Source organism: Flavobacterium sp. 1355 (genome assembly GCF_017833415.1).
GTDB lineage: Bacteria > Bacteroidota > Bacteroidia > Flavobacteriales > Flavobacteriaceae > Flavobacterium.
The window spans coordinates 129,227-142,994 of the sequence record NZ_JAFICC010000014.1 but is presented as its reverse complement, the minus strand read 5'-3'; the positions used below and the strand labels follow the sequence as shown (position 1 = coordinate 142,994).

Here is a 13,768-nt window from a genome sequence, read left to right as displayed (position 1 = left end):
AAACAAACCGAATGCACGATAAAATTAGTTTAAAAGAAAAAATAGGATACGGCCTTGGAGATGCCGCATCATCCATGTTCTGGAAAATTTTCAGTATGTATCTTTTATTTTTCTATACCGATGTGTTCGGACTGGCACCTGCCGTTGTTGGAACCATGTTTTTGATCACCAGAATCTGGGATTCCTGCTTTGATCCTATTGTGGGAATCATTGCCGACAGAACCAAATCGAAATGGGGAAAATTCAGACCATACTTATTATGGGTTGCCGTGCCCTTTGCTCTTATTGGAGTGTTAACTTTTTACACTCCCGATTTTGACGAAAAAGGAAAAATAATATATGCATACGTGACGTACTCACTCATGATGATGATTTATTCGCTAATTAATGTGCCGTATGCCTCACTTTTGGGCGTCATGTCGTCTGACAGAAAAGAAAGAAACACTTTATCTTCTTACCGAATGGTTTTTGCTTTTGGAGGAAGTCTTTTGGCACTTTGGCTGATTGAACCTCTGGTAAATTACTTTGGAGGAAACTTAAACTCTAAAACTGGATGGCTGGCCACCATTGCTGTATTTGGCGTTATTACAACCGCTTTTTTCTGGGGTTGTTTTTTCTTTACTAAAGAACGGGTAAAACCAATTGTTGACGAAAAAAATAATTTAAAAGAAGATTTAAAAGATTTGCTTAGAAATAAGCCTTGGTGGATTCTGCTCGGTGCCGGAATCGGTGCTTTAGTTTTTAATTCAATTCGTGACGGAGCAGCGGTCTATTATTTTAAATATTATCTAAGCAGTAGTATAAATTTTGATTTTTCCATATTCGGAACAGATTTTCACATGGCCTCGACTTCTGTTTATTTGGTTTTAGGCCAGGCTGCCAATATAATCGGCGTTATTATCGCGACCCCAATTGCCAACAGAATAGGCAAGAAAAATACCTTTTTTGGTGCCATGGCCTTAGCCGCTATTTTGAGTTTGATTTTCTATTTCTTCGGAAAAGAAGATGTCTTCTTAATCATGAGTTTTCAGGTTCTTATCAGTATTTGTGCAGGATGCATTTTTCCACTAATCTGGTCGATGTATGCCGACAGTGCCGATTATTCAGAATGGAAACAAGGCCGTAGAGCTACGGGATTGGTTTTCTCTGCCTCATCAATGTCACAAAAATTTGGATGGACAATTGGCGGTGCGGGCACCGGATGGCTTTTGGCCTATTATGGTTTTAAGGCCAATGTAGAACAAACCGCAGTTACCCAAAACGGAATTCAATTAATGTTAAGCATACTTCCTGCAATTGCAGCAATTATATCAGTCGTCTTTATTTTGTTTTACCCTTTATCTGAAGAAAAATTACAAACCATTGAACAGGATTTAAACGAAAAAAGGGACAATACCAATTAAACCAAACAGATACAATACCTATTTTTATGACAACAATAGCCACTTCAACTACATTTCAGGATAGAAAAGTAGCATTAGAAAAAGAACATAAAGCACTAATCGAGCTAAAAAATACCCCTGAAGAAAATGCAGGAAACGGAATATTTGACCGCTACAAAAACCCTGTGGTTACAGCAGCGCATGTACCGTTGAACTGGCGTTTTGATCTTAACGAAAGAACAAATCCTTTTCTGCAGGAAAGAATCGGAATGAATGCCACTTTTAATGCCGGTGCCATGAAATGGAACGGAAAATACCTGCTTGCAGTGCGTGTAGAAGGAATTGACAGAAAATCTTTTTTTGCAATAGCAGAAAGCCCAAACGGAGTTGATAATTTTAAATTTTGGGATAAACCTTGTGTGATTCCGCAAACGCAGGAACCGGATACAAACGTTTACGACATGCGTTTAATCAATCATGAAGACGGATGGGTTTATGGCATTTTTTGTACTGAAAGAAAAGATCCCAAAGCACCAAAAGGCGATACCAGTTCAGCTGTAGCCAATGCAGGAATTGTACGCTCAAAAGATTTAGTAAACTGGGAAAGATTGCCTGACTTGATTTCGAATACAGGCCAGCAGCGAAATGTGGTTTTGCATCCGGAATTTGTAAACGGAAAATATGCTTTGTACACACGTCCGCAAGATGGTTTTATCGATGTAGGAAACGGTGGCGGTATTGGTTTAGGTTATGTTGAAGATATGACAAACCCTGTTGTAAAAGACGAAAAAATTATCTTCGGAAAAAAATATCATACCATATATGAATTAAAAAACGGTGCCGGCCCTGCCCCTATCAAAACAAAAAAAGGCTGGCTGCATTTAGCACACGGGGTTCGTAATACTGCTGCAGGTTTGCGCTATACACTCTATATGTTTATGACCGATTTGAATGATATTACCAAAGTAACCCATGTTCCTGCCGGGCATTTTATGGGCCCTCAGGGAATTGAAAGAATTGGTGATGTATCAAACGTATTATTCACAAATGGCTGGATAGAAGACACTGACGGAACAGTTTTTATTTATTATGCTTCATCTGACACAAGAATGCATGTGGCTGTTTCATCTGTAGAAAAACTAATTGATTATGTTATGAACACGCCTGAAGATACTTTTATTTCTGCAGGTTCTGTAAATACAATCATCAGTCAAATCGAAAAAAATAACGCAATATAATTTACCGTGCCAGAACAATTAAAGCAACTCAAAACCGAATTATCGGCTGAACTCGAAAACATTTTAAGTTATTGGTCAAAAAACGCGATCGATACTCAAAATGATGGTTTTATTGGTCAGATTGATAACAATGAAAACGTAATTGAAAACGCTGAAAAAGGTTCTGTTCTGAATGCCCGAATTTTATGGTCATTTTCATCCGGCTATCAAATCACAAAAAATGAAGAGCATAAAAAAATAGCACAAAGAGCTTTTGATTATTTGTCTAAATATTTTTACGATACCGAATTTGGCGGCTTATTTTGGAGCATCAATGCTGACAAAACTCCCAAAGACACCAAAAATCAAATTTATGCTTTGGCTTTTGCTATTTACGGATTATCTGAATATTATGTCATTTCTAAAAATGAAAAAGCATTATCTATAGCTATTAATTTATATTTAAAAATACAAAAATACAGTTACGATCCCGTAAACAAAGGTTATCTTGAAGCTTTTACCCGAGATTGGCAGCCTATTGAAGATTTGCGTTTGAGTGAAAAAGATGCCAATGAAAAGAAAACCATGAACACCCATTTGCATATTGTTGAAGCTTATGCCAATTTGTTTAAGGTTTGGAAAGACAAAGCACTTCAAAAAGATATTATCGAATTATTGCAAACCATAGAAAAACATTTTATTAATACAAAAACCGGACATCTTCGTTTGTTTTTTGATGAAAACTGGATCGAAAAACCAGATATTATTTCATACGGCCATGATATCGAAGCCGCCTGGCTTTTATTACAATGCGCCGAAATTTCTGAAGATGAGACCTTAATCACAAATTACAAAAAACACGCCGTTCAAATGGCCGAAGTTACCATAGAAGGCCTAGACGCTGATGGCGGTTTGTGGTACGAATTTGACTCTGAGAAGAATAAATTAATTGCCGAAAAACACTGGTGGGTTCAGGCGGAAGCTTTAATTGGCTTTTATAATGCTTATGAAATTACCCAAAATGAAGATTATTTAGATATCGTTTTTAAAAACTGGGATTTTATAAAAAAACACATTCTTGACCAACAAAATGGAGAGTGGTTTTGGGGAGTTAACCGCGATTATTCTTTGATTGAAAAAGACAAGGCCGGGTTCTGGAAATGTCCTTATCATAATAGCCGTGCGTGTTCAGAATTGATGAAACGAATTATTTAAGCGCGATTTTGTCTTTGCGAGGAACGAAGCAACCGCATCAAAATAAGCCTATCTTTATTCGCATTTTTGTCAGACTGAGCTGTCCCTAGAATTCGGGAGAAGTCTGATTAAATGTTGTAGTTGTAAATAAAATAATACCTAACAGGTTTTGAAAACCTGTTAGGAAAACAAATAAACGAATGAAAAACACATTTCTAAAAACCCTCGGATTAGCATTAATTTTCTCCTCCATTGCATGTCAGGCGCAGGAAAGAATTACGGTAAAAGGAACACAATTTTATAAAGGCGATAAACCATATGCATACATTGGAACCAATTATTGGTACGGAAGTTTACTGGCTTCGAAAAAAGTTGGCGACCGAAAAAGACTGCTCCGTGAACTGGATTTGATGCAAAAAAACGGGATCGATAATCTGCGCGTTTTGGTTGGTGCCGATGGCGGAAAATACGATTTTACAGTTCGTCCGGCATTGCAGTACGAACAGGGAAAATACGATGAAGATTTACTGGACGGACTGGATTTTTTGATGAGCGAAATGAACAAACGCAAAATGTATGCGGTTTTGTATTTGACAAATAACTGGGAATGGTCCGGAGGATTATCGCAATATTTAGAGTGGAATGGAAAAGGTGTAATTCCGGTTCCGAATATTGCGCCAAATACCTGGCCGCAATTTATGTCGTATACCGAGCAATTTCATAGCTGTGAACCTTGTATGAAAGCTTTAGAAGATCATGTAAAGTTTATTATGGGCAGAACAAATGCCTATTCTAAAAAGAAATATACAGACGACAACACCATTATGGCGTGGCAGGTGGGCAATGAACCAAGACTTTTTACTGTTGAAAACGAAGAAAAATTTACAATTTGGCTGAATAACATCGTCAATTTGATTGATAGCCTTGACAAAAACCACTTAATTTCGACCGGTTCTGAAGGCAAAAACAGTTCAAATGACAGTATGGAAATTTTTGAACGTACACATCAGAATCCGAATATCGATTATTTGACGATGCATATTTGGCCTAAAAACTGGAATTGGTTTAAAGCCGATAATGCCGAAAAAACGTTACCCACAACATTAGAAAATGCCGGAAAATATATTGATGACCATATAAAAGTAGCCAACAACTTAAAACGACCGATTATTATTGAAGAATTTGGTCTGCCAAGAGAAAACGAAAACTTAGTTGCGGGCTCTTCTGTAATAAACAGAGATATTTTTTACAATTACATTTTTGGGAGAGTGGCAGAAAGCGTTAAAAATAACGGTCCGTTGCAAGCCGCAAATTTCTGGGGATTTGGAGGCGAAGGAAAAGCCATTACCCAAGATGGAAAATGGAATCCCGGCGATCCGTTAACAACAGATCCTCCGCAGGAACCACAAGGTTTGAATTCTGTTTTTTCTTCAGATAAATCAACTTTAACTATTGTAAAAGATTATAATTTGAAATTGCGACAGTAAATGAAAAATATACTCCCTTTCTTTTTAGTATTATTCTTTTCTAATTTCTCTTTCTCTCAAAAGAAACAAGACTTTATTTTAAAATCTCCTGATGAAAAAATTGAAGTCAAAGTTTCTGTGAATGATAAAATTTCATGGAGCATCTCGCATGGAAAAGATTTGATTCTGGCTCCTTCTGCAATGTCTATGACTTTGGACGAAAATATTGTTTTAGGAAAAAATCAAATTGTTTTAAATTCGAAAAAAGAAAGTGTTAATACTTCATTTGAAACTCCATTTTATAAAAAGAAATCAGTTCAAAATAAATACAATCAACTGGTTTTAAATTTTAAAAATGATTTTAGTATTGAATACCGTGTTTTTAATGATGGCGCCGCATATCGATTTATCACTAAAAAGAAAAAAGACATTACGGTAAAAAATGAAGAAGTGGTTTTGAATTTTGATCAGGATTACAGCACTTTAATGCCTTATGTTCGTGATTTAAGAAATCCTAAAGACCCTTATATTTCGTCGTTTGAATCGCATTATGAAAACAAAAAAATCAGCGAATTTGGAAAAGATACTTTGGCTTTTCTTCCGTTTTTAATTGATTATAAAAATCATAAAAAAGCGGTTTTTCTGGAAGCTAATCTCGAAGATTATCCGGGATTGTTTGTAACTCATAATAATGCAAAATCGGGTTTTGAATCGCGTTTCTCTAAATATCCGTTAAAAGAAACTAACGGCGGATTTAACAACCTCAACAAATTAATTACAGAAAGAGCCGATTATTTGGTTAAAACCAAAGGAACAAGAACTTTTCCGTGGAGAGCGATTGTCATTTCTGAAAACGATGCCGAATTAACCAATAATGACATGGTTCAGAAACTCTCGGAACCATCCAAAATAAAAGACATTTCGTGGATCAAACCCGGAAAAGTAGCCTGGGATTGGTGGAACGACTGGAATATTTACAATATAGACTTCAAAGCCGGAATCAATACCCAAACGTACCAATATTACATTGATTTTGCTTCAAAAAACAAAGTCGAATATGTGGTTTTGGATGAAGGCTGGAGCGTTGAAACCGATATCATGAAACACAACCCAAATGTTGATTTGGAAGCTTTAATCGCTTACGCAAAAGAACGAAATGTTGGCATTATTTTGTGGAGCTCCTGGATGGCATTGAATGAGAATATAGAAGGTATTTTTGAGAATTATGCCAAACTGGGAATCAAAGGTTTTAAGGTCGATTTCATAGATCGCGACGATGCTAAAATGGTAAACTCCGTTTATGCTATTGCTCAAAAAGCTGCTAAATATAAATTGCTTTTGGATTTTCATGGTATGTACAAACCAACGGGAATTCAGCGAACTTTTCCCAACATTCTCAATTTTGAGGGTGTAAAAGGATTAGAAAATAATAAATGGACACCAAATGATGATGTTCCGTTATACGATTGCACCATTCCGTTTATCAGAATGCTGGCGGGACCAATGGATTATACGCCGGGCGCGATGCGAAATGCGACCAAAAGCGAATTCAAGCCAAGTCATTCAAATCCGGTAAGTCAGGGAACACGTAGTCATCAACTGGCACTTTACACGATTTTCGAAGCACCTTTGCAAATGATGGCCGATAGTCCGACGGCTTATATGAAAGAACAGGAAAGCACAGACTTTATTGCTAAAATTCCAACCACTTTTGATGAAACCTTTTCCTTAAATGGTGAAGTTGGAAAGTTTGTAACCATTGCCAGAAGAAATGCCAATACCTGGTATTTAGGTGCTATTACGAATTGGGATTCACGAGAAATTACAATTGATTTTTCTTTCCTTGAAAAAGGTAAAAAATTCGAAGCTGAGATTTTTTCAGATGGCTTAAACGCCGATAAAGCTGCGAACGATTATAAAAGAGAAATTATTACGGTTGATTCTACAACGAAGTTAACATATCGATTAGCAAGCGGAGGCGGATTGGCGATGATTATAAAATAAAAATAACATCCATTTTATATAACAAACCCGACAGGTTTTAAAAACCTGTCGGGTTTACAATTTTTAAATCTCACAAAACTGGACTGAAGTCCAGCCCTACAATATGGATCGAGCCAAAGGCTCTTTTTACAGTTCCGAAGGAACAAATTATATTGTAGAGCTGGACTTCTGTCCAGTTTAGATTATGTATGCAAATTAGGACAAAATCTTCTCAATTGCATTCAATTCATCATTTGTAAACTCCGTATTTTGCAAACAATCAATATTATTACACAATTGTTTTACCGAACTCGCACCAATTAAAACAGAAGTAATTCGTTTGTCTTTTTGTAACCAGGCCAAAGCCATTTGTGCCAAAGATTGGTTTCTGTTTTGAGCAATTTCATTCAGCTGAATTAATTTCTGAATTCTTTCCTCAGTAACTTCATCTTCTTTCAAATGTCCGTTCGGATTATGCGCTCTTGAGTTTTCCGGAATTCCCTTTAAATATTTATCAGTCAAAAGTCCTTGTGCCAAAGGCGAAAATGCAATACAGCCTACTCCTTTTTCTTCCAGAACATCCAGCAAACCGCCTTCAACCCAACGCTCCAACATCGAATATTTTGCCTGATGAATCAAACATGGCGTTCCCAACTGTTTTAAAACATCAACCGCAACACGAGTTTCCTCTGCCGAATAATTACTAATTCCCACATACAAGGCTTTTCCGCTTCTTACGGCATAATCAAGCGCCATCATGGTTTCTTCAATTGGCGTTTCAGGATCAGGGCGATGCGAATAAAAAATATCTACATAATCGACCTTCATTCTTTTTAAACTCTGGTCTAAACTTGATAAAAGGTATTTTCTTGAACCCCAATCGCCATAAGGTCCGTCCCACATGGTGTAGCCGGCTTTAGTCGAAATGATGATTTCATCACGCAGATTTCCTTGGAAATTATGCCACAGAATTTTACCAAAATTAGTCTCAGCAGATCCGGGAACCGGTCCGTAATTATTGGCCAGATCAAAATGCGTAATTCCTTTATCAAAAGCTTCTACCGCAATACTTTCGGCATTATCAAAATTATCTACGGATCCGAAGTTGTGCCATAATCCCAAAGAAATTTCAGGCAATAATAACCCGCTTTTTCCACATCTGTTATATTTCATTATTTTCGTTTAAAAGGTTGGAAGTTTTATAGGTTTTAAAGGTAAAAAAAAGTAATAAATAAAGCTGCCTTTTTTTAATCTCGCAAAGACGCAAAGTCACAAAGTTTTTTTTAAAGTTTTAAGATTGAATAGCGTCCAGCTTTAGCTGGATGGAGATAAACACAAACGAAAAGGGCTTTAGCCTAACCGTTATAGTTTGGCTAAAGCCCTTTTCCTATTTTAATTTTATTCCCCTAGCTAAAGCTAGGGGCTATGCATAAAAATTAGAAATCGCCACGAATTCAGGAATTTTTAAATAATTAATTCGTGAATTCGTGGCGAAAAAAAACTTCGCGCACTAGCGTCTTCGTGGCAAACCTTTTATTCTTTTATCTCAAAACCACTCTCCAAACCTTTATCAGAACTTCCTCCAACCATAATTTTAAAAGTTCCCGGTTCAACTAAATAATTCCCTTCATTATCATAAAAACCCAATTCTTTATCCGTCAAAGTAAAAGTTACGGTTTTAGTTTCTCCTTTTTTCAGGTTTACCAATTCAAAACCTTTTAATTCTTTGATTGGTCGAACAATGCTTGCAAATTCATCATGAATATACAATTGAACCACTTCTTTTCCGTCATAATTTCCTGAGTTGGTAACCTCAACGGTAATTTGAACATTTTCTCCTTTTGAAAAAGACGTTTTATTCAATTTCAGGTTTTTATAATCGAATTTGGTGTAACTCAAACCAAAACCAAACGGAAACTGAGGCGTTTTTTCCACATCCATATAATGTGACCAAAACACATTTTTATCACTGTCAACTGGTCTTCCCGTACTATATTTGTTGTAATAAATCGGAACCTGACCCACATTTCTAGGAAACGACATTGGCAATTTTCCGCTTGGGTTATAATCTCCGTATAAGACCTGTGCTACCGCATTTCCGGTTTGCGTTCCCAATTGCCATGCTTCCAAGATGGCAGGCACGTGTTCTGCAGCCCACGGAATACTCAACGGACGTCCGTTGTTTAAAACCAAAACGATATTCGGATTCACTTTATAAATTTCCTCTAACAATTCTTGCTGTAAACCTGGCAAATTGAGATCTGTTCTGCTTCTGCCCTCCCCGCTTTGAAAACCATATTCGCCTAAAACCATTACCACAACGTCGGCATTTTTAGCAACTGATTTTGCCGCTTCAAATCCGCTTTTTTCTGTGGTGTTAAAAACCGTTTCAGTTAAGAAAGTTGCTTTTTGTTTTAATAATTCAACTCCTTTTTCAAAAGTCAGCTGATTGTCTTTATACTGCTGCATTCCTTCTAAAACAGAAACCGCCGAATTATCATCTGCTGCAATTCTCCAGCTTCCCAACGGACTGTTTTTATCATTTGCCAAAGCACCAATCAAAGCAATTTTTTGCCCTGATTTTTTTAGCGGAAGCAAATTCTTTTCATTTTTTAATAATACGATAGATTTTTTTGCCATGTCCAGAACGCCATCATTATTGGCTTTACTTCCCACAACTTCTTTTTCACGTTTTTCATCACAATATCGGTACGGATCATCAAATAATCCCAATTCAAATTTCACACGAAGAATTCTGCGAACGGCATCATCAACCAAAGCTTCTTTTACCTTTCCTTCTTTCACCAAACCGACTAATTTTGCCACATACAAATACGATTCCATATCCATGTCAGAACCTGCAATTACCGCTTTTGCAGTCGCATCGGCTTCGTCTTTTGCATAACCGTGCGCAATCATTTCACGAATTGAAGCATAATCAGAAATCACAAAGCCGTCAAACTTCCATTTGCCTTTCAAAATATCTCTTTGCAAAAACACATTTCCCGTTGCCGGAACGCCATTTAGTGTATTAAAAGAATTCATAAACGTACGAACACCAGCGTGTACAGTAGCTTCAAAAGGCGGTAAAACCGAATTGTATAATTTAGAATTACTGATATCTACAATATTATATTCCAATCCCGCTTCAACATAACCATATGCCGCAAAGTGTTTTGCACAGGCTGCGATCGTATTTACTTTGGCCAAATCTGCAATCGTTTCGCCCTGAAAACCTTTTACTCTAGCATAACCCACTTTACTTCCCAAATACGGGTCTTCTCCAGCACCCTCCATCACACGTCCCCAGCGCGCATCGTTTGCTACATCGACATTGGGACCAAAAGTCCAGTTAATTCCTGATGCCGAAGCTTCGTCTGCCGCAATCGCTGCCGATTTTTTAATCGCTTCTAAATCCCAGCTCGCCGCTTCTGCCAACGGAATCGGACTTAATGTTTTATAACCGTGAATCACATCAAAACCAATAATCAACGGAATTCCCAAACGGGTTTCTTCTACCGCAATTTTTTGTACGGCTTTCACTTCTTTCACACCACGAACCGTTAGCATTGAGCCCACCAATCCTTTTCTGAGGTGTTCGTATTTTAGTTCTGCCGTTCCGCCTTTTGGAGCCGGACCCGTTACATCCCAAAAACCGTTATACTGGTTCATTTGCCCTACTTTTTCTTCTAAAGTCATTAAAGGCAAAAGCAAATCTATACGTTGTTCAACCGTCTTATTCTTATCCAGATACGGCTTTTTTTGTGCATTCATATTTCCAACAGTAAACAGGGCAAAAACCCCAATAGTTATTATTTTTTTATTTTTCATATTTTTAAGGTGCTATCCCGAAGCTTCGGGACTGAGATACTAAGATGCTAAGGTTTTCGAGATTATCGCAATATTGTCATCCTGAGGAACGAAGGACCACACAAGAAACTCCGCACAGTAATTCCACAAAGAAATCGCCAATCTTTGTAGAGTTACGTGTGTGATCCTTCGTTCCTCAGGATGACAAAAAAAGCTACTCCGTAACAAAACAAGAAGCCGGCAAATTTGCTTTATTAAACAAATCCGGCTGAATTGTATTTCCCCAAGAGAATCTCACTTTCACCGGAGTTGGAACTTTTTTACTCACCAAAATCACCTGATTATTTTTTATGGAAGCTTCGGCGGGATAAAAATTCCCATCTGCTCCAGCCAATTCAAACTGATTGGATGTTTTATTTTTAAAATACAATCCGTCAGCATAATCAAAAGAAACTGTGACTTTGTTTTTGTCAATTTTAAAATCTTTAAAAAGTGGTCCGTTTACCAAATTAGAGTTAACTTTATAAGTTTCGGCCAAAGCCAAATTGGCCAAACGAATTCCAACATCTTTTTTATTCTTTGGATGAATATCAATCGTGTCTGAAATATCAGAAGTCAAAACCATTCCGGTTTTCGGAACTTCTTTGAGGATTTTTCTTTGAGAATTTCTAACCGTAACATTTGAGAAGTTGTTGCTTCCGGTTTTATAAGGTGCGATCTGGACGAAATAAAAAGGAAATTCGTCCTGCCAGACTTTTCTCCACGAAGAGATTAAAGCCGACAATGTTTTGTCGTAAACCAAAGAACCCACATTCGATTCGCCCTGATACCAAAGCGTTCCGGCAATTTTAAAACCTGTAATGGGATAAATCATGGCGTTATAGGCACGTCCGGGTTGACGTGGTCCGTATTCCTGCTCGTTGAGTTTTTTGGCATTTTCTAATAAAATGGGATCATTTTGCACGACTTCTTCGGGCATCCAGATTTCGGCAGGAGTTCCGCCCCAATTGGATGAAATTAGTCCGATTGGTACGTTTTTTAAATCTTCTCTCAACCGCTTGGCAAAGAAATAGCCAATGGCGCTGAAGTTTTTCATCGTCTCCGGAGTCGATTCGACCCAGTTTCCTAAAAGATTATTTTGTGGTGTTGTGGCTGTTAATTTCGGAACGGTAAAAAAACGAATATTCGGATTCGTGGCGTTTTTCATTTCTTCCTCGCCATTGTCGATTCCCCAGCTTGCAGACATTTCCATGTTCGATTGTCCGGCGCAAACCCAAACTTCTCCAATCAAAATATTTTTTAGTATGACTTCGTTGTATCCTTTTATCGAAATGGTGTAAGGCCCGCCGGCTTCTGGAGTTTTAATTTTGAGTTCCCATTGCGCCTGGTTGTTTGCAGTCACTTTATATTCCTGATTGTTCCAGCTCGCAGTTAATTTGATTTCTTCTTTTGGACTGGCCCAACCCCAAATTTTCACTTCGGCATTGCGCTGTAAAACCATATTGTCACCAAAAATATTCGGAAGTGTAACGTTTGCCATCATAGTACCGGAAATCAACAGAAAGAAAACAAACTTAAATATATTATTTTTCATTTAGAAGCTTTTTTAAAAATGGACCGTATTCAGCTGCCAAAATTTTATGATCTGCAATATCAGGATGACCAGAGCAGCCTTTAGGAGTCATCGGTTTGAATTTGAAAATCTGAATGGTTTTGTGCTTTTTGTCTTCCGCGAAAGCGTGCTTTACTTTATTCAGACAATCTTCAAAAACCATTGCTCTTTCACCTCCAACCATTGGACTATTAGTAATCACGATCTGTGCATTCGGATTATGTTCGTACAGCATTTTTATAAAGCTGATGTAATTTGAAACATATTTTTCTGCATTAAAGGGCAAACGCTCTTTTTTTCCATCACCGGCAGAAAAATCATTGGTTCCCAGAGCAATACTAATAATTTCAGGCTGAAAAGCAAAATCGTATTTGGGTTTAGATGTATCTTTCGTTAAATATAAATTCTGATACACATCTGGCATTATGGCTTCGTCTTTATTTTCGTCATTCCAGTTTCTGTACATTCCAATTCCGGAAACAGAACTCATTAAATAATCGACACCTATTTCTCTGGAAAGTATTGGCCCGTAAGCATAATAACCATTATGATGATCAAAATATTCACCTTTATCACAAGGTACATCCGACGGGTCGCTGGCGGCTCCGCATGTAATTGAATCGCCTATAAATTCGATTTTCTTTTTCTTTTTGGCCGAAATCGAAGTCAGTTTTGCTGTCGTTGCTGCAAATAGAATTCCGCCGCTTTGTGCTTCTGTAGTTTTGTAAATCGTTAGATTATGCACTTTTTTATTCGAAGTAATTTTTATTGGAAAAGATTGTACTGTCCCTTTTTCTATTCTTAATTTCCCTATATACTTTCCATCCAAAACCAAAGAAACATAATTGTGATGTTCCCAGGTATCAACACTTTGTAATGAAATTTCACATTTACTTCCCGTAAAATTAAACGAAACCGAAGAGGCTGTTCCTATTAAGACAACTTCATTATTTTGAAGTTTTTCTACTCTGCCGGCGTACAAGAAAGTATTTTGATTCTGGGCTATTGAAGTACTCGAAATCAGCAAAAACAAAATTAAAACAGTTATTTTTTTGAGAAACATAATTTATTTGTTAAATATAAATACGATTCACAAATATATTC

General features: G+C 37.2%; 9 protein-coding genes. 5 read left to right on the top strand and 4 right to left on the bottom strand.

The annotated features are described in order from the left end of the window. The first annotated feature begins 11 nt into the window (after positions 1-11). The 5 genes from JOD96_RS18250 (at position 12) to JOD96_RS18230 (ending at position 7,263) form a co-directional block, all read left to right on the top strand. Positions 12-1,403, top strand: a complete 1,392-nt coding sequence (locus tag JOD96_RS18250; RefSeq protein WP_209565657.1) for an MFS transporter — start codon at positions 12-14, stop codon at positions 1,401-1,403. 26 nt (positions 1,404-1,429) lie between these two features. Next, entirely contained in the window at positions 1,430-2,620 is a 1,191-nt protein-coding gene (locus JOD96_RS18245) for a glycosidase (RefSeq protein ID WP_209565656.1), read from the top strand. 6 nt (positions 2,621-2,626) lie between these two features. Beyond that, positions 2,627-3,814: an AGE family epimerase/isomerase gene (locus JOD96_RS18240; protein ID WP_209565655.1), complete on the top strand. Its 1,188-nt coding sequence runs from the start codon at positions 2,627-2,629 to the stop codon at positions 3,812-3,814. Positions 3,815-3,993: 179 nt separating this feature from the next. Further along, positions 3,994-5,280 (top strand): glycoside hydrolase 5 family protein, encoded by a 1,287-nt coding sequence (locus tag JOD96_RS18235; protein WP_209565654.1) that lies wholly within the window; start codon positions 3,994-3,996, stop codon positions 5,278-5,280. Next, positions 5,281-7,263 carry a glycoside hydrolase family 97 protein gene (locus tag JOD96_RS18230; protein ID WP_209565653.1) on the top strand — a complete coding sequence of 661 codons (1,983 nt, stop codon included), beginning with the start codon at positions 5,281-5,283 and terminating at the stop codon, positions 7,261-7,263. 195 nt (positions 7,264-7,458) lie between these two features. On the opposite strand, the gene JOD96_RS18225 is transcribed toward JOD96_RS18230, so the two are convergent. The 4 genes from JOD96_RS18225 to JOD96_RS18210 all read right to left on the bottom strand — a co-directional run bounded on the left by JOD96_RS18225 (position 7,459) and on the right by JOD96_RS18210 (position 13,727). Continuing rightward, positions 7,459-8,415: an aldo/keto reductase gene (locus JOD96_RS18225; RefSeq protein WP_209565652.1), complete on the bottom strand. Its 957-nt coding sequence runs from the start codon at positions 8,413-8,415 to the stop codon at positions 7,459-7,461. A gap of 360 nt (positions 8,416-8,775) precedes the next feature. Next, on the bottom strand, positions 8,776-11,073 hold the full coding sequence (gene bglX, locus JOD96_RS18220; RefSeq protein WP_209565651.1) for a beta-glucosidase BglX: 2,298 nt from the start codon (positions 11,071-11,073) through the stop codon (positions 8,776-8,778). 193 nt (positions 11,074-11,266) lie between these two features. After that, a complete protein-coding gene (locus tag JOD96_RS18215) occupies positions 11,267-12,646 on the bottom strand; it encodes a sialate O-acetylesterase (protein ID WP_209565650.1) in 1,380 nt (459 codons plus the stop codon). Further along, positions 12,636-13,727 (bottom strand): SGNH/GDSL hydrolase family protein, encoded by a 1,092-nt coding sequence (locus JOD96_RS18210; protein WP_209565649.1) that lies wholly within the window; start codon positions 13,725-13,727, stop codon positions 12,636-12,638. Before JOD96_RS18210 ends, JOD96_RS18215 begins: the two co-directional genes overlap by 11 nt. Between the last annotated feature and the right edge of the window lie 41 nt (positions 13,728-13,768).

Bases quoted from the DNA above. Each gene is read 5' to 3' on its own strand.
- JOD96_RS18250 (WP_209565657.1), top strand. From the start codon at position 12: ATGCACGATAAAATTAGTTTAAAAGAAAAAATAGGATACGGCCTTGGA.
- JOD96_RS18245 (WP_209565656.1), top strand. From the start codon at position 1,430: ATGACAACAATAGCCACTTCAACTACATTTCAGGATAGAAAAGTAGCA.
- JOD96_RS18235 (WP_209565654.1), top strand. From the start codon at position 3,994: ATGAAAAACACATTTCTAAAAACCCTCGGATTAGCATTAATTTTCTCC.
- JOD96_RS18230 (WP_209565653.1), top strand. From the start codon at position 5,281: ATGAAAAATATACTCCCTTTCTTTTTAGTATTATTCTTTTCTAATTTC.
- JOD96_RS18225 (WP_209565652.1), bottom strand. From the start codon at position 8,415: ATGAAATATAACAGATGTGGAAAAAGCGGGTTATTATTGCCTGAAATT.
- bglX (WP_209565651.1), bottom strand. From the start codon at position 11,073: ATGAAAAATAAAAAAATAATAACTATTGGGGTTTTTGCCCTGTTTACT.
- JOD96_RS18215 (WP_209565650.1), bottom strand. From the start codon at position 12,646: ATGAAAAATAATATATTTAAGTTTGTTTTCTTTCTGTTGATTTCCGGT.
- JOD96_RS18210 (WP_209565649.1), bottom strand. From the start codon at position 13,727: ATGTTTCTCAAAAAAATAACTGTTTTAATTTTGTTTTTGCTGATTTCG.